Origin of the sequence: Streptomyces sp. NPDC059668 (genome assembly GCF_042734135.1) — a bacterium.
Classification (GTDB): Bacteria; Actinomycetota; Actinomycetes; order Streptomycetales; family Streptomycetaceae; genus Streptomyces.
The window spans coordinates 1-17,240 of record NZ_JBHWEL010000008.1; the positions used below are offsets into that span (position 1 = coordinate 1).

Below are 17,240 nucleotides of genomic sequence, written 5' to 3' on the forward strand. Positions count from 1 at the left end.
GGGGCGGCGCCCGCGGGGGCGCGCCCCCCCCCCCGCCCCGCGGGCCGGGGGGCGGGGGGCGGGTGTGGCGGCGGGCGGCGCGGCGGCCCCCACCCGTGTTCCGGCGGCCCCTCCGGGGCCACCAGAGGCCTCGGCCCCACACTTTTACTCATCTCGGATGGCATGCTCTGGTCAAATCTGCCAGGCTTCCGGCAGCCGTCGCCCTGACCCCAGGGGGACGCGGCAGAAATCTCACCCCCGCGATCGCGCGAGCGATCCGCGCAGCCCCCGGCTGCCCACCGGCGCACCCGAGCCGGCGAGCGGTCACCGAGCAGGCCGGAATCCCGGCCGCCTCAAAGGAGTTCGTGTGAGACCGACCCCCCACAAGGCCCTCGCGACGGCCGCACTCGCCGTCGTCGCACTGGCCGCCGCCCTGCTCCCCGGAGCCCCGGCGTCGGCCGCGCCGTCCACCGCCCCCTCGGCCGACGCCTGCACCCCTGCCCAGGTGGTCACCAACGGCGGCTTCGAGAGCGGCACTTCACCCTGGACCCAGTCGTCGACCAGCGTGATCACCTCGCGCACCGGCCAGACGGCGCACGGCGGCACCTCCTTCGCCTGGCTCGACGGTGTGGGCAGCACGCACACCGACACCCTTTCGCAGAGCGTCACGATCCCGTCCGGTTGCAGCTCCGCCACCCTCAGCTTCTGGCTGCACATCGACACCACCGAGACGACGACGTCCACCGCGTACGACAAGCTGACGGCGAAGGTCGGCAGCACGACGCTGGCGACGTACTCGAACCTCAACAAGAACACCGGCTACGCGCAGAAGTCCTTCGACGTCTCGGCGTTCGCGGGCCAGACCGTGACGATCGCCTTCACCGGCACCGAGGACTCCAGCCTCAAGACGAGCTTCGTCCTCGACGACGTCGCCCTCGACACCTCCGGCACCACCACCCCGCCCGCGGACTCCGCCCGGACGCCGGCCGCACCCTCGTACACCGTCAGCCTGAGCAGCAACACCAGCGGCACCGGCTGGACCGGTCACGAGAGCGCGACCTTCACCAACGCCTCCTCCACCGCGCTCAGCGAGGTGTACCTGAGGCTGTGGGACAACTACCACGGCACCTGCTCGGCGATGCCGATCACGGTCAGCAACGTCACCGGCGGCACCGCGGGCGCCCTCTCGGTGGGCTGCACGGCCCTCAGGATCGCCCTGTCGACGCCCCTGACGCAGGGCCAGACCGCGACGATCGGCTTCGACCTGGGGATCACCGTTCCCAGCGGCGCCGACCGCTTCGGCTACGACGGCGCCTTCGTCAACATCGGCAACGCGCTGCCGGTACTGGCGGTCAAGGACGGGGCCGGCTGGCACCTGGACCCGTACACCAACAACGGCGAGTCCTTCTACTCGCTGGCCGCCGACTTCAAGGTGACCCTCGACCACCCGACGAGCCTCCTCGTCCCGGCCACCGGCACCTCGGTCGACACCCCCGGATCGAGCGGCCGGACGGTCACCACGGCCACGGCCTCCAAGGTCCGTGACTTCGCCTGGGCCGCAGGGCCGTTCAGCAAGATCTCCGGCACCTCCTCCGCCGGCACCGCGATCAACATCTACTCCGTCTCGGGCATCAGCTCCTCCGACTCCCAGTCGATGCTCTCCACCGCCAAGTCCGCGGTGGACGCCCACGCCGCGCGCTTCGGCGCATACCCGTACGGCGAACTGGACGCCGTGATCGACAACAACTACTGGTTCGGCGGCATGGAGTACCCCGGCTTCGTCCTCGACCTGGTCAGCACGACGGCGCTCACCCACGAGATCGGTCACCAGTGGTTCTACGGGATCGTCGGGGATGACGAGTACAACAGCCCGTGGCTGGACGAGGCGTTCACCGACTACGCCACCGACCTGGCGCAGAACAAGACCGGCACCAACTGCTGGAACAGCGTCTCCTGGGCCTCGACCGCGGAGAAGATCACCAACTCGATGGCCTACTGGGACGCCCACTCGTCCCGGTACTCCACGGTCGTCTACGGCTACGGCAAGTGCGCCCTGCACGACCTGCGGCGCGTGCTCGGTGACACGGTCATGGCCAAACTGCTGAAGGACTACGCCACTTCGCACTGGTACGGCGTCTCGACCACGTCCGAGTTCAAGGCCGCCGCCCAGGCCGCCACGACCACGGACCTGACCTCGTTCTGGACCCAGCACCGCATCGACGGCTGACAGCCGACCGGTCCGCCGCGGTGGGCGCCCTCCGGCGTCACCCGCGGCGCACCGACGGCGGCGCGGACCCGCGCCGCGAACACGCCCGCGCTCCCCGAAGAAGCCCCCCCCCCGCGGAGAAGCCCCCGCCCGGGGGCGGCCGGCTCTCGCGGCGCGATGTTGTTTCCCTCTACATCTACATGCATAATGCGGTTATGCATAAGCGGGTTATGGAAACGGGCACACCGGCGCCGGCCGAGGACCTGATGATCGCCGTGGAACGGCTGGTGCGGTACGTCCGTCGCAGCGCCGTCACCGGCGGCCTGAGCACGGCGGCCTCCTCCGCACTGAGCCGGCTCGGCCGGGAGGGACCACAGCGGCTGACCGAGCTCGCCAGGGCCGAGAACGTCTCCCAGCCGAACATGACGCAGCTGGTCACCCGGATGGAACGCGCGGGCCTGGTCCGGCGCACCGCCGACCACAGCGACGGCCGGGGCGTGCTCGTGGAGGCCACCGACGAGGGCCTGGACGTGTTCCGCCGGCGACGGGCCGAGCGCGCGGACGCCCTGGGGCAGCTGATCGAGGACCTGACCGAACCGGAACAGCGGGCTGTCCGGGTCGCGCTGCCGGCCCTGGCCCGGGTCATCGACGACCGCCACTCCCGCTCCTGACCCCGTTCCCTGCGACACCACGGAGAACCGCACATGAGTGCACCGCACGGAAGGGCCGCCAGCCCCTTCAAGCAGCCGAAGGCCGTCTGGGCCGTCGCGTTCGCCTGCGTCATCTCGTTCATGGGCATCGGTCTGGTCGACCCGATCCTGCCCGCCCTCGCCGAGGGTCTGCACGCCTCACCCAGCCAGGTCTCCCTGCTGTTCAGCAGCTACCTCATCGTCACCGCGGTCGCCATGCTGTTCGTCGGCTGGGTCTCCAGCCACATCGGCGCCAAGCGCACCCTGGTCGTGGGTCTGGCCGTCATCGTCGTCTTCGCGGCGCTCGCGGGCTCCACCGACTCCATCAACGGCATCGTCGGCTTCCGGGCCGGCTGGGGTCTGGGCAACGCCCTGTTCATCGCCACCTCGCTCGCCGTCATCGTCGCCTCCGCGAGCGGCGGCTTCGGCGGCGCGATCATCCTGTACGAGACCGCCCTCGGCCTCGGCATCGCCGTGGGTCCCCTGCTCGGCGGCGAGCTGGGAGCCGTCAGCTGGCGCGGCCCCTTCTTCGGTGTCGCCGTCCTGATGGCCGTCGCCCTGGCCGCGACCCTCGCCTTCGTGCCGGCCCTGCCCAAACCGGAGCGGCCCACCTCGCCGCTCGCCCCCCTCAAGGCGCTGCGCCACCGCGGCCTGCTGACCATGGGCATCATGGCCCTGCTGTACAACTGGGGCTTCTTCACGATGCTGGGGTACGCCCCCTACCCGATGAAGCTGGGCGCGCACCAGCTCGGACTGGTCTTCACCGGGTGGGGCCTGCTGGTGGCCGCCTTCAGCGTGTTCTTCGCCCCGCGCCTCCAGGCCCGGTACGGCACCGCCCCGGTCCTGTACGCCAACCTGCTCGGCCTCGGCGTCGTCATGGCGGTCATCGCGGCCGGCGTCGACTCGCCCCGGGTGGTGATCGTGGCGGTCGTCGTCAGCGGCGCCTTCATCGGCATCAACAACACCCTCACCACCCAGGCCGTCATGCTCGTCTCGCCCGTCGAGCGGCCGGTGGCCTCCTCCGCCTACGGCTTCCTGCGCTTCATCGGCGGCGGCCTCGCCCCCTACGTCGCCGGCCGGCTCGCCGACGCGACCGACCTCAGCGTCCCGTTCTACCTGGGCGCCGCGACCTTCGTCGTGGCCATCCCCGTACTGGCGAGCGGCCACCGTCTGCTCCGCCGGGCCGAACGGACCGCGGGTCAGGGTGAACCCGTCGCGCCCACGCTCACGCCGGTCGGTGCGGCGGCGGCCACCGGCGGACCGCCGCTCATCGTCGCCGTCGGCGCCCACGACAGGGCCGCCGCCATCGTCGACGCCGCGGCTCGGCTCGCCCGGGACGCGGGTACGGCCCTGGAGGTCGTGCACGTCCAGCAGACCGCCGTGGTCGAGGAGCAGGCCGTCGACGTCGAGACCGCCGAGCAGGCCCGCTCCGCCGTCACCGCCCACCTCGACCGGCTCGCGGCCCACGGCATCCCCGCGGTCGGCCAGATACTCACCAGCGTCGGCGACCACTCCGCCGCGGGCCGGGCCCTGGCCCGGCACGCCGCCGACGTGCGGGCCGGCACCGTCGCCGTGGGCCGCTCTCCCCGCGGTCCGCTGGCACAGTTCGCCGACGGGAGCTTCACCAGCGCGCTCACGCACACGGCGGCCTGCTCGGTCGTCCTCGTCGACCCCGACAGCCCGCCCCGGCCGCTGACCACGGCCATCCTGGCGGAACTGCGCGCCGCCGCCTCCGCCTGAGAGAGCGCCCTGACAAGGGGGTCCGGCGCGGCGGGGTGCCCGGGGCAGCGGGGCCCGGGGCCGTGACGGACCTGGTGCGGGGATCGACCCGGTGCGGGGATCGATCCGGTGCGGGGACGCCCCTCGTCCTGTGCGTCTTCCGCGCCGGGTCCGTACCGCCGGGACCCGGGCCGATGTGACTCCGGCGGGCGAGGCTTTCGGTAAGTCGGCGGGCGTCCGGCGTCGGGCGTCAGCCGACCTGCGCCGCGAACGCCTCGTACGCCCGCTCGTCGAACAGCACGAACCTGACCTCCTCGACCGCGGACTCCGTGTCCCGCACGGTCCGCACCGCGACGCGCGCGGCGTCGTCCATCGGCCACCGGTACACACCGGCCGAGACGGCGGGGAACGCGACCGTGCGGGCGCCGAGTTCGTCGGCGACCCGCAGTGATTCGCGGTAGCAGGACGCCAGCAGAGGCGAGCGGTCCTCGGTCTCGCTGAAGACCGGGCCCACGGTGTGGATCACCCATCGCGCGTCCAGGTCGCCCGCGGTGGTCGCGACCGCCTTGCCGGTGGCCAGGCCCTTGCCGTAGTGCGAGGCGCGGAGCCGGCGGCAGTCCGCCAGGATGGCGGGGCCCCCGCGCCGGTGGATGGCCCCGTCCACGCCCCCGCCGCCGAGCAGCGAGGAGTTCGCCGCGTTGACGATCGCGTCGACGCTCTGCCCGGTGATGTCGCCCCGGACCAGGCTGATGACGGTCATGACGGCTCGGCCTCCTCGTTCGTGGTCCTTACCGCATTGTCCCCCGGCGACCGCCGGGTCGCCGTGTCCGCGGTCAGGGCTGTCGCAGCCGACGCCACACGGCCTTCGCCGCGTTGTGCCCCGACATGCCGTGCACGCCGGGTCCCGGCGGCGTGGCCGAGGAGCAGATGAACACGGCCGGATGCGGAGTGCGGTACGGGAACGGGGACAGCCGGGGACGCAGCAGGAGCTGAAGCCCGGAGGCGGCGCCGCACGCGATGTCACCGCCCACGTAGTTGGCGTCGCGCGCGGCGAGTTCGCGCGGGCCGGCGGTGGCGCGGGCCAGTACACGGTCACGGAATCCGGGCGCGAACCGCTCCAGCTGGCGCTCGATCGCGTCCGTGAGGTCCCCTGTCCAGCCGTTCGGAACGTGCCCGTACGCCCAGAAGACCTGCTTGCCCTCGGGTGCCCGGGACGGGTCGACGACACTGGGCTGCACCGTGATCAGGAAGGGGGCGTCCGGGGCCCGGCCCTCGCGTGAGGCGGCGTGCAGAGCGGCACCGATCTCGGCGCGGCTCGCGCCCACCTGCACGGTCCCGGCGGTACGGGCCTCCTCGGCCGTCCAGGGCACGGGCCCGTCCAGCGCGTAGTCGACCTTGAAGACGGCCGCCCCGTAGCGGTAGTTCTCGTAGTAGCGGCCGAAGCCCGCGATCCTCGACAGCGCGGTGGGCGAGGTGTCGAAGACGTAGGCGCGCGCGGGCGGCAGGTCGTCGAGGCGCTTGACCTCGTAGTCGGTGTGGACACTGCCGCCGAGGTCCCGCAGGTAGGCGGTGAGCGCGTCGGAGATCGACTGGGAGCCGCCGCGCGCGACGGGCCAGCCGCGGGCGTGCGCTGCCAGGGCGAAGACCAGGCCGACGGCGCCGGTGGCGATGCCGTCCAGCGGGGCGATGACATGGGCGACGAGCCCGGCGAACAGGGCCTGGGCCCGCTCGTCGCGGAAGCGCCGCATCAGCCACGTGGAGGGCGGCAGTCCGGCGAGGCCGAACCGGGCCAGGGTGACCGGGTCGCGGGGCAGCGCGGTCAGCGGCAGGGACATGAAGTCGTGGGCGAGCGTGTCCCACTTGGGGAGGAAGGGCGCGACCAGCCGGCGGTAGGTACCGGCGTCGCGCGGTCCGAACGAGGCGGCCGTCTCCGCGACGGAGCGCGCGAGCACCGCTGCGGTGCCGTCCGGGAACGGGTGGGCCATGGGCAGCTCGGCGTGCAGCCACTCCAGGCCGTAGCGCTCCAGGGGCATCGCCCGGAAGGCGGGCGAGTTGATGCCGAGCGGATGGGCCGCCGAGCAGGGGTCGTGCCGGAATCCGGGCAGGGTCAGCTCTTCGGTGCGGGCGCCGCCGCCCACCGTGTCCCGCGCCTCGAAGACGGCCACGGAGAAGCCCCGGCGGGCCAGTTCCACGGCAGCCGTCAGCCCGTTCGGCCCCGCACCCACGACGACGGCATCGAGCATCGACGGCACCTCGGACTCCTTTGTCGCCGACGGCCACTGACCACCAGGATATGCCGGAGGCCCGACGGGCCCGGCGGCACGGGGTGGGAATCCGCGAGCCGCCGGGCCACGGCCACCCCGTCGCGCCGGACCACGACCACCGCGTCGCTCCGGCCCGCGACCGTGCGCCTCGCGGAGTCGGAAGCCGCGCACCCCGCGGGGCGGACCCGGCGCCGGTCCCGCCCGCCGGCCGGGACCGGGCGGGCGGCCGGGACCGGGCCGGCAGGAGTCGGCGGGGTGTCCGGCCCCGGCCGGCGGTGGCTCACACGGTGTGGACGGTTCCGGCGTAGCGTCGGGCGAACCGGGTCCCGGTGCCCGCGGTGACCGTGAAGTCGTACCGCCCCGCGTCGGTGCGCCACGTCAGCCGGGTGCGGTCGCCCGCCCCGACCCATACGGTCCGCTCCTCGCCGGCGAAGTCGTTCGGCGTGAGCGTGAAGGCCACCTCGGTGGCGCCGTCGTTGCGCAGGTCCAGGTCCACCGCGGCGTTCTCCGGGCGCCCGGAGTACCGCAGGGCCGCCGTCACCGACGGCGCCGCCATGTCGTCCTGGCCCGGGCGGAGGACGGTGCCGGAGAAGCGGCGGACGAAGCCGTCGGCGCCGTACACGGAGAAGTCGTAGCGGCCGTCCGTGTCGGCGGCGTCCCACACATAGGTGCGTGAGGAGCGCGCCGGGACCGTGAAGGGCGTGCCGGCGAAGGGCAGCACGTTGTTCGGCAGCACGGTGAAGTGGTAGCCGACGCTGCCGTCGTTGGTGAGGGTGCAGGTGACCTTGCCGGTGGTCCGGTCGACCTTGACGTCGGCCCAGGGGCGGTACGGCAGGGCGCGGTGCGGCCTGTGGCCCTCCTCCTGCGCGGGCATGGACTGCTCGTCCGGCACCTTGACCGGCGGCAGCGAGCTGCCGGCGTCCGCCTTCGCCATCAGCGCGACCGTGTCCGGCAGGGCCGGGATGCTGTAGTCGGGCTTGGTGAAGTCGAAGGCGCTGGTGAGGTCGCCGCAGACGGTGCGCCGCCAGTCGGAGATGTTGGGCTCGCGCACGCCGGTGACGCGCTCCAGGAAGCGGACCACCGAAGTGTGGTCGAACACCTGGGAGTTGACCCAGCCGCCGCGCGACCACGGCGAGACGACCCACAACGGCACCCGGCTGCCCAGGCCGATGGGCTTGCCGCCCGCGAACTCGTCCTTGGTGCCGGGCTCGGGGAAGGGCGGGATGACGTGGTCGAAGTAGCCGTCGTTCTCGTCGTACATGACGAGGAAGGCGGTGTGCTTCCACACGTCGGGGTTGGAGAACAGCGACCGCAGCGCGGTGTCGACCCAGTGGGCGCCGTAGTCGGGGCTGGCGTTCGGGTGCTCGCAGAACAGGTACGGCGCCACCAGCCAGGAGACCGTGGGCAGGGTGCCGTCCTTGCAGTGCTCGTCGAACGCGGTGAGGTCCCACTTCGTCATCGCGTTGACGTAACGGGGGTCGTCCTTGGGGAACTCGTGGAACTGCTTGAAGTACGACAGGGCGTTGTCGTCGTAGTCGCCGTAACGGTCGTCGGAGCCATCGGGGTTGTGGTAGACGCGCCAGGTGACGCCGGCCTGCTCCAGGCGTTCGGCGTACGTCGTCCAGTCGGCCACCGGGTTGTCCGTGACCGGCGTGTTGTCGGTCCACGGGCCGGTGGTGCCGTCCACGCCGGGGCCCGCGGTGCCGGTCCACAGGTAGAGCCGGTTGGGGTCGGTGGGGCCGTTCAGCGAGCAGAAGTAGCCGTCGCAGAGGGTGAAGGCGTCGGCCAGCGCGTACTGGTAGGGGATGTCCGCCCGGGTGAAGTACCCCATGGTCCGTTCGCCCTTGGCGGAGACCCACTTGTTCATGGCGCCGCCGTTGACGGCCGAGTGGCCGGTGTCCCAGTCGTGCGGGAGGCCGCCCGCGTTCTGCGCGTTGTACTTGGTGGTGTCCATGCGGAAGGGCAGGAGGTGACCCTCCTTGCGGCTCCCGGCGGGCTGGCGGAACACCGGGTCGCCGCCGGGGAGGACGGTGGCCTGGCGGTCGCTGAAGCCCCGTACCCCGCTCAGGGTGCCGAAGTAGTGGTCGAAGCTGCGGTTCTCCTGCATCAGGATGACGACGTGCTTGACGTCGGCGATGCTGCCGTGGCCCGTGCCGCGCCCCGCGGCCTCCGCGGTGCCGGGGAGTCCGGCGGCTATCGCTGCTCCGGCCGCGGTGGTGCCGATGAAGGTGCGGCGGCTGATCTCGGTCATGGGAGGAAGGTCCTTCGGATCGTTCGCGGTCAGCCGCGGGCGGACAGGGAGAAGGTGACGACGGCGGCCGCGTGGTCGGAGGGCCAGCCGTTGGCGGCGGCGTCCGGCACCGGCCGGGGCCAGCCGGTGAACAGGCTGTGCGCCTCGAGGACCTTGAGCCGCCCCGCGTACTGGATCTGGTCGATCCGGTCCTGCGGTTCCGCTCCGCCACCGTCCTCGCGCCGCGGTCTGACGGGGGACCAGGTGATGCCGGGTGCCTTCTCCGGGCTGCCGTGGGCGTCGCGGAAGGCGTCGGTGAGGCCCGCCTCCTCCAGTGCCTCGGTGACGGGCCAGCGGACCCGGCCCGCTCCCCCGTGCGCGGACGCGGTCCGGCTCGTCCAGTCGTGGTGGGACGGCGAGGCGAGGCCGGCGGCCAGTACGACCGGGGTGCGGGAGGCGAGTTCCGGCCGCAGGGCGGCCACCAGCGCCCGCGCCTGCCGGTAGCGGGTCGTCCCCTTCTCCGCCGCCTCGGCCTGCGCGGGCGTCCGGCCCGCCAGCAGCGCGTACGGCCCGTAGTCGGCTTCGTCCAACTGGGCCGTCCACAGACGTACCGTGCGGTCGCCGGGCAGGTGCAGTGTCGCCGCCGCGGCCGGGAGCGCCGCGGTCGGGGCGACGACGTCGCTGAGCGGGTAGCGGCTCACGATGCCGAGGCCGCCGGCCTGGTACACGTGCCGGCCGAGCGCCGCGGCGAGGTTCTCGGCCGCCTTGTCGCCGCATTCCTGGAGCGCCACGACGTCCAGGCCCTGGGTGAGGACCAGCCGCAACTGCTTCTCCAGGAAGCCGTCGACGTGGGTGCCGGCGTCCCAGAGGTTCAGCGTGGCCACCTTCAGCCGCAGCCGTTCCCGGGAGGTGCGTACCGGCACCTGGACGGTGACGGTGTCGCTGCCGACCGCGCTGTCGGTGACGGCGGCCACGACTCGGCCGGGTCTGCGGGGCGCGGTGCGCGGGGCCCTGCCGCTGACCGTGCCGTCCGCGGCCACCGACAGCCAGGAGTCGCCGCCGACCCGCTTGAAGGTCGCGCTGCCCGCGTCGTTGCCCTCGGGCCTGATCCACAGGCCGCCGAGCTTCACCGAGAAGTCCTCGCCCGCGGTCTGCGGCTCGGTGGTGACGGCGTCCACGACCGCGTGCGGACGCGGGATCACGGGGCGTACGGCGAAGCTGAACGCGGCGGTCTTGGCGAGGATGCCGTAGCCGTCCTTGGCCAGCAGGTAGGCGGTGTACGGGCCGCCGCTCAGGCCGGAGGTGTCGAGGGTGATGTCACCGGAGGCGGCCGGGGTGTACTCCCAGGCGAGGGAGGAGCCGGTGCCCGGCTGCCGGTCGCCGTCGTACACCCCGATCCAGTTCTTCGCGTCGGGTGCGTCCGTCGTCCAGTGGAAGGAGAGCTTGTCGCCCTCGTGCGGAGCGGTGGACGTGAGCTTGACGGTGTCGCCGAGGGGGGCGCCCGCGAAGCTGAACGGCTCCGTCCTGGCGAGGACGCCGTAGCCGTCCTTGGCCAGCAGATAGACGATGTACGGTCCGCCGCTCAGGCCGGAGGTGTCGAGGGTGGTCTGCCCGGACGTGCCGGGCACGTACGCCCACACGAGGGAGCTGCTGCCGCTGGCGGGCAGCCGGTCGGCGGGGTAGACGCCGATCCAGTTCTTGGGGTCGGGGGCGTCCGTCGCCCAGGTGACGGCCAGTTCGGTGCCGCGCGGCGGGGGCGTCGGGGATCCGATCGCGACGCTGCTCCCGGACGCGGCGGCCTGTGAGAGGGATGACACGGTGTTGGGTCCTCTCCGCCCCGGGTGGCGCCGCGGCGACACCCGGGTGAGCAAAGTTGTCTAGATAACTTCGCTCCCTAGCAAGCCGTCCCCCGGCGACGTCCCCGTGAACGAGAGGTTGCCCGCGACCGGGGGGAAGACGGAACTCTCAGGTTTCCCCGCCTGGCCCGAATGTCCGGAATCCGAGCAGTAGACGGCCTCTGAGCTGCGACTTTCCGAGACTTTCAGCCGCTCGCGCAACCCACGGAGTTCGCCGGCACCCGTTTCGTCATGCCGCCGTCCAGAGGGAGGCGGCACGCCGAACCTCGCACCGGGTCACGCCTTCGCTGTGCACAGCAGGACCGGTCGAGTGCACGCACGGGAGCTGGTGACGGATGCGGCCGGGCACGCGGAAAGCCGGGGCACGAGGGTGCCCCGGCTTCGACTGTGGCGGCCACCCGAAGAGGGGGTGTCCTGGATATGGCTCTTGATCCGGAGCTTTTGATCCGGGCCGTCGCGACGCGAGGACGGACGGCGACGCGAGAACGGACGGCGACGCGAGAACGGACGGCGACGCGAGGACGGACGGCGACGCGAGGACGGACGGCGACGCGAGGACGGACGCGGGCAGGCAGGCCGGCCGGCTGTCCGGGGTTCCGTCGCGTCAGGGCGGCGGGCGTTGCCCCGCCGGACCCTCAACTCGCGGAGCACGCGCGGCCAAGGGCGCCGGACCACGGGCACCCAGGGTCGCGGGAGCCATGTGGAGCGAGCCTCGCGGGCGCGTCAGCGCGACGGCCACGGAGCAAGCCGGGCACGGGTCACGGACCGCACGAGGCGCATGCCACGGGCCGCGCCGCTCGGGGCGCGAACGCCACGGACCGCACGGGGCGCGAACGCCACGCGCCGCTCGGGGCGCGAACGTCACGGGCCGCGCAAGGCGCGAGCGTCTCGGGCCGTGCGGGCCGTGCCACCGCCCCCGCTCAGGCTCCGGCGGCCAGCAGGCTTCGTACCCGGCGGGCCGTCGCCTCGTCCCGGGCCGCCGTGAACGGCAGCGCGTTGCCGCCGGTGACGCGGAACGGTTCGCCCGTCAGCGTCAGGTGGGTGCCGCCCGCCTCCTCGACCAGCAGCAGGCCCGCCGCGTGGTCCCAGGCCGCCTCCCAGGAGAAGGCCGTCGCGTCCAACTCGCCACGGGCGACGGCCAGGTACTCCAGGCCGGCCGAACCGCACGGGCGCGGCCGGACGCCCTCGGTGTTCAGCCCGAGGAGGGCGCGCTTCTGCTCGTCCGTCGTGTAGTCGGGGTGCGAGGTGGCTATGTCGAGGCCGCGGCCGGGCTCGGGCGAACCGGAGCGCAGTGGCTGCCCGTCGAGGTGGGCGCCCCTGCCGCGGAGGGCGACGGCGAGCTGGTCACGGGCCGGTGCGTAGGTCCAGGACGCGTGGACGACGCCGCCCAGCGTGAGGGCGACGAGCGTGCAGAACCCGGACTCGCCGCGGACGAACTGGCGGGTGCCGTCGACCGGGTCGACGATCCAGACCGGCGCCGTGCCCTGGATCGCGTCGTACGTCGCCGGGTCGGCGTGGACCGCCTCCTCGCCGACCACGACCGAGCCGGGCAGCAGCTTGGCGAGCGCTTCGGTCAGGTACTCCTCGGCCTTGCGGTCGGCGTCCGTGACCAGGTCGTGCGGGCCGCTCTTCTGGTCGATCTCGTGCGCGGCGAGCTGCCTGAAGCGGGGCATGATCTCGGTGGCGGCCGCGTGGCGGACCGCTTCTTCGACATCGGGCGTGCGGTGGGCGAGAAACTCGTCGATGGTTTCGGTGTGTCCGATCATGGCTCCATGACAGCACGCGCCTCTGACAATCCCCGCCCGTCCGGTGCACTTCAGGTGGATTCGGGGTGAATTCCCGGGGCGCCGGGCCGGGACCGCGACGCTCGGACCGTCGCCCCTCGCCCGTCGCCCGTCAACCGCCACCCGTGACCCGTGACCCGTCGCCCACGGCCCACGGCCCACGGCGCCGGCCACGGCCGCGCTCAGCGCCCGACCGCGTACCCCTGCATCCCCCGCGGATTCGCCGCGGCGGACAGCACTCCGGTGCGCGGGTCCCGGGCGACCGCGCACAGCCGACCTTCCGACCAGGCGTCGGCGACCTGGACGTCGTGGCCGCGGCGGCGCAGCTCCGCGACGAGGGCGGGGGCGGTGCGGGACTCGACGGTGAGGCTGCCCGGGCGCATGCCGCGCGGGTAGAAGGAGCCGGGGAAGCTGTCGTTGTGCCAGTTCGGCGCGTCGATCGCGCCCTGGAGGTCGAGCCCGCCGCGCACTTCGGCACCCAGCGCCACGGCCAGGAAGAAGTGGGTCTGCCACTGGTCCTGCTGGTCGCCGCCGGGGGTGCCGAACGCCATGACCGGCACCCCGTCGCGCAGCGCCAGCGAAGGCGTGAGTGTGGTGCGCGGACGGCGGCCGGGCGTCAGGGAGTTGGGCAGTCCCTCCTCCAGCCAGGCCATCTGGAGGCGAGTGCCGAGCGGGAAGCCCAGTTCCGGGACGACCGGGTTGGACTGGAGCCACCCGCCGCTCGGGGTGGCCGCGACCATGTTGCCCCAGCGGTCCACGACGTCGAGGTGGCAGGTGTCGCCGCGGGTGGAGCCGTCCGGTGTCACCTCGGGTTCGGCGGCCGCCCGGGCGACGGTGGGTTCGCCCGCGCCGGGCACGGCCAGCGCGTCGAAGCCGGGCTCCCCGGAGGCCACCTGCCGCGCGTGGCGGCTCAGCCTCGGGGTGCGCCCGCCGGGGGCGCCGGGGCGCAGTTCGTACGAGGCCTCGTCGCCGATGAGGGCTCGGCGCTCCGCGTTGTACTCGTCCGACAGCAGTGCGCCGAGCGGCACCTCGGCCGCGTCCCCGTACCAGGCCTCCCGGTCGGCCATGGCGAGCTTGCAGCCCTCGACGAGCAGGTGCACGTACTCGGCGGAACCGTACGGCGGCAGCTCCGGCGGGAGCAGGGCGAGCTGCTGGAGGAGGACCGGGCCCTGGCTCCAGGGGCCGGCCTTGCACAGGGTCCAGCCGCGCCAGTCGTAGGTCGCCGGTGCCTCGTAGACCGCGGACCAGGAGGCGAGGTCGGTGGCCGTCAGCGTGCCGGCGTGGCGCTCACCGCTGGTGTCCATGGTGGGCCGCCCGGCCTGGCGCACCAGGGCCTCGGCGATGAATCCGGTGCGCCAGACCTCCCGTGCCGCCTCGATCGCGGCCTCCCGGTCGCCCGCGGCCGACACCTCGGTGAGCAGTCGTCTCCAGGTGGCGGCGAGCGCGGGATTGCGGAAGAGCTCACCGGTTCGCGGTGCCGCCCCGCCCGGCAGGTACACCTCCGCGGAGGAGGTCCACTCCGTCTCGAACAGTTCCCGGACGACGTCCACCGTCTCGCCGACGCGCTCCACGGGCGCGTGCCCGTCCTCGGCGTACCCGATGGCGTACTTCAGGACGTCGGCGAGGGACTTTGTGCCGTGGTCGCGCAGGAGCAGCATCCACGCGTCGAAGGCGCCGGGGACGGCCGCGGCGAGCGGGCCGGTACCGGGTACGAGATCCAGACCGAGTCCCCTGTAGTGCGCGATCGTCGCTCCGGCGGGCGCGCCGCCCTGTCCGCAGAGCACCTGTACCGCGCCGCCCGCGGGCGCGAGGACGATCGGGACCTCGCCCGCGGGTCCGTTGAGGTGCGGCTCGACGACGTGGAGGACGAACCCCGCGGCGACGGCGGCGTCGAACGCGTTGCCGCCGTCCTCCAGGACGGCCATGGCGGACTGCGAGGCGAGCCAGTGGGTGGAGGACACCATGCCGAAGGTGCCCTGGAGGGTCGGTCGGGTCGTGAACATGCGGTCCTTCGTGTCGCTGTTTTCCGCTCATCGTCCAGACTGACCGGCCGTCGGCGCAACAGGGCCACGGGGCCGGTGCCGGTACGGCGGCCGGGTCGCACGTGCTGCCCCGGGAGGGGCCGGCGGGAGCGAGCCGTATCGGCCAGGGCCCAGCGGGTCGGTGGCGCTGTGCCGGGAAGTGACCTCTCACGCCTCCGCGCGGGGGCCGAGCGGATCGGAACCGCCGAGCAGTTCGCCGACATGGGCCGCGAGCGAGGAACGCAGGCCTTCGGGTGTCATCTTCTGATCGTCCATCAGGTGCGTGACCAGGTCGGCGCGGACGGCGGCCAGGAGTGCGTGCGCGGTGAAGTCCGCGTCGCGCACCCCGGGCACCCGCTCCAGCGCCACGCGAAGGGCTTCGTGCCACCAGCCGTAGTGTTCGGCCTGATAGGGGCTGCTGAGACCGGCGTCCTCGGCGGCCAGCATCAGGTGACGATTCTCGATCTTGAAGCGCAGCGAGGCGTCCAGCAGGTCCAGCACCCGCTGCCTCGGTGAGGACGTGGCTGCGCCCCGCTCTTCGCGTACGGCTTCCTGCACCGGGTGGAGACGGGAGGCGATCACGGCACCGATCAGGCCGGCGCGGTCGCCGAAGCGGCGGAAGAGGGTGCCCTTGCCGACACCGGCGGCCGCGGCGATGTCGTCCATCGACACGCCATGGGGGCTGCCGCTGGCGGCGAAGAGCGCGTCGGCGGCGGCCAGGACGGCTTCTCGGTTGCGCAGAGCGTCCGCGCGCTCCGTACGCTCCGTACGCTGGGCCACGGGTCCTCCTCGGTCTTCGGCCAGTCCGCGAGCCGGCGCTCGGACGCACCTGGTCCGGCACCACGAACCCGTCCACGCCCGGCGGTTCCCGCGCGCGGGAACCGCCGGCCGAGCGGTCCGCGTGGCGTGCGGCGGGCCGGAATCACGTCGTCGATCCAGTCGAAGATACGCGCCACCGCCGGGCGGAGGGCGGCCGGGAGACGGCGGCGGCACGCCCGGGGTCGGAGGCGCGGGCCGCCGCGAGCCGCACAGCCGGGGCGGGGGCGTCGGGCCAGAGGCAGAGGGTGTCGGGCCGGAAGAGTGGACCGTCGTGGAACATCGGCCGCCTCAGACCAGGTTCCGTTCGGCGAAGGCGCGGAAGGTACCGGGTGGGCGGCCGGTGAGGCGCTGGACGAGGTCCGAGGTGCGGTCCTCGGCGCCGTCCGCGATGGCGCCGTCCATCGCGGCCAGCATGGTGGCGAACTCCAGCGGCATCCCGGTGGCCCAGCGGTCGCGCGCCTCCTCGAAGGTCAGGCGCCGGTGGACGACGGGCCGGCCGGTGACCTCGGTGACGATCGCGGCGACGTCGTCGTAGCTCAGCGCCTGCGGCCCGGTGAGGAGCAGGTCGGTGTCGGGGGCGTCGTCGTCGGTCAGGGCGCGTACGGCGACGGCGGCGATGTCCTCCGCGTCGATGAACGCGACGCGACCGTCTCCGGTGGCGGTGAGGATGAGGCCGTCCTCGCGGATGGTCCGGGCGTGCGGCATGGACCCGGTGAAGTTCTGCATGAACCAGGAGGGCCGCAGCACCGCCCACCGGTCGAACAGGCCGGGCAGCGCCTGGTGGACCTGCCCCACCGCCGGACCGCCGGCGGGAATCGCGGAGGAGCTCAGCAGTACCGCCCGCTGCACGCCCGCCGCGCGGGCGCGGCGGAGGAAGGGCAGCATGACCGCGGCCGGGTCCGAGGAGCCGATGGGCGGCACGAGGTAGGCGCGGTCGGCGCCGTCGAGGGCTCCGTCCCAGGTCGAGGGCTCGTTCCAGTCGAAGCGGACGGCCTGCGCGCCCGCCACCGGGGTGGCGCTGCGGCCGGCGGCCTTGACGCGGTGGCCCTCGGCGGTCAGGCCGGCGGTGACCCGGCGACCGGTGGTGCCGGTGGCCCCGATGACCAGGGTGGCGCCGGAGGTGCTCATCGGGTCGCTCCGCTGAAGTCGGCGCCGGGCTGCTGGACGGCGAGGGGGTTCCAGTAGTCGCGGTAGGAGACGATGCGCCCGTCCTCGAACGCGACCACGGCGATGTACGTCATGTCGAAGGGGCTGTCCGTCTCCACCAGGCGGCCGACCCCGCGCATCTCGACCACGATCGTCCCGGGGTCGGTGGTCTGGTGGATCCGTACGTCGGGGAAGCCGTGGAGGTCGATGTGGTCGGGGTAGTGGCGCATGTAGTCCGCGACGGCCCGCCGGCCCTCCAGCCGCCCGGGCCGGCCCGGGGGCGCGAAGGGGAACTCCAGGACACCGTTCTCGTCCCACAGGTCCACCCAGCCGGGGATGTCCTTCTCCACCAGCAGGCGCAGACCGTGGCGGTACAGCTCCTCGGGTGTCATCGGCACTGTCATGGTCAAGGGTTCCACTCTGTTCGATTCCATGGGATCCATAAACGGACCGTCGGTCCGCATAGCTCGAGCATACGGACCGCCAGTCCGCTTCGCAATCCCCGACCCGGCCGCCCGGCCGGCGGA

Annotated in this window: 12 protein-coding genes; 3 read left to right on the forward strand and 9 right to left on the reverse strand. The window is 73.3% G+C overall.

What is annotated here, in order from left to right; genetic code table 11:
* Positions 1-346 precede the first annotated feature (346 nt).
* The 3 genes from ACFV2J_RS08745 to ACFV2J_RS08755 all read left to right on the forward strand — a co-directional run bounded on the left by ACFV2J_RS08745 (position 347) and on the right by ACFV2J_RS08755 (position 4,614).
* Positions 347-2,206: a M1 family aminopeptidase gene (locus ACFV2J_RS08745; RefSeq protein WP_385437838.1), complete on the forward strand. Its 1,860-nt coding sequence runs from the start codon at positions 347-349 to the stop codon at positions 2,204-2,206.
* 194 nt (positions 2,207-2,400) lie between these two features.
* A complete protein-coding gene (locus ACFV2J_RS08750; RefSeq protein ID WP_385090826.1) occupies positions 2,401-2,856 on the forward strand; it encodes a MarR family winged helix-turn-helix transcriptional regulator in 456 nt (151 codons plus the stop codon).
* A 33-nt stretch (positions 2,857-2,889) separates the two neighbouring features.
* Positions 2,890-4,614 (forward strand): MFS transporter, encoded by a 1,725-nt coding sequence (locus tag ACFV2J_RS08755; protein WP_385090824.1) that lies wholly within the window; start codon positions 2,890-2,892, stop codon positions 4,612-4,614.
* 229 nt (positions 4,615-4,843) lie between these two features.
* Here ACFV2J_RS08755 and ACFV2J_RS08760 read toward each other — a convergent pair whose 3' ends face one another.
* The 9 genes from ACFV2J_RS08760 to ACFV2J_RS08800 form a co-directional block, all read right to left on the reverse strand.
* A complete protein-coding gene (locus tag ACFV2J_RS08760; protein WP_385090821.1) occupies positions 4,844-5,353 on the reverse strand; it encodes an O-acetyl-ADP-ribose deacetylase in 510 nt (169 codons plus the stop codon).
* Positions 5,354-5,426: 73 nt separating this feature from the next.
* On the reverse strand, positions 5,427-6,836 hold the full coding sequence (locus tag ACFV2J_RS08765; protein WP_385090832.1) for a phytoene desaturase family protein: 1,410 nt from the start codon (positions 6,834-6,836) through the stop codon (positions 5,427-5,429).
* Positions 6,837-7,137: 301 nt separating this feature from the next.
* The gene (locus ACFV2J_RS08770; RefSeq protein ID WP_385437843.1) at positions 7,138-9,108 is read right to left on the reverse strand and encodes a phosphocholine-specific phospholipase C; all 1,971 of its coding nucleotides are present in this window, start codon (positions 9,106-9,108) and stop codon (positions 7,138-7,140) included.
* 29 nt (positions 9,109-9,137) lie between these two features.
* Complete coding sequence (locus tag ACFV2J_RS08775; protein WP_385437846.1) at positions 9,138-10,904, reverse strand: endonuclease/exonuclease/phosphatase family protein; 1,767 nt, start codon at positions 10,902-10,904, stop codon at positions 9,138-9,140.
* Between the two features lie 959 nt (positions 10,905-11,863).
* A complete protein-coding gene (locus ACFV2J_RS08780; RefSeq protein ID WP_385097473.1) occupies positions 11,864-12,709 on the reverse strand; it encodes an inositol monophosphatase family protein in 846 nt (281 codons plus the stop codon).
* A gap of 200 nt (positions 12,710-12,909) precedes the next feature.
* Positions 12,910-14,730 carry a gamma-glutamyltransferase family protein gene (locus ACFV2J_RS08785; RefSeq protein ID WP_385437849.1) on the reverse strand — a complete coding sequence of 607 codons (1,821 nt, stop codon included), beginning with the start codon at positions 14,728-14,730 and terminating at the stop codon, positions 12,910-12,912.
* A 186-nt stretch (positions 14,731-14,916) separates the two neighbouring features.
* Positions 14,917-15,528, reverse strand: coding sequence for a TetR/AcrR family transcriptional regulator (locus ACFV2J_RS08790; RefSeq protein ID WP_385094786.1), 612 nt, complete (start codon positions 15,526-15,528; stop codon positions 14,917-14,919).
* Between the two features lie 327 nt (positions 15,529-15,855).
* Positions 15,856-16,695 (reverse strand): NmrA family NAD(P)-binding protein, encoded by an 840-nt coding sequence (locus ACFV2J_RS08795; protein WP_385094783.1) that lies wholly within the window; start codon positions 16,693-16,695, stop codon positions 15,856-15,858.
* Positions 16,692-17,117, reverse strand: a complete 426-nt coding sequence (locus tag ACFV2J_RS08800) for a nuclear transport factor 2 family protein (protein ID WP_385094789.1) — start codon at positions 17,115-17,117, stop codon at positions 16,692-16,694. Before ACFV2J_RS08800 ends, ACFV2J_RS08795 begins: the two co-directional genes overlap by 4 nt.
* Between the last annotated feature and the right edge of the window lie 123 nt (positions 17,118-17,240).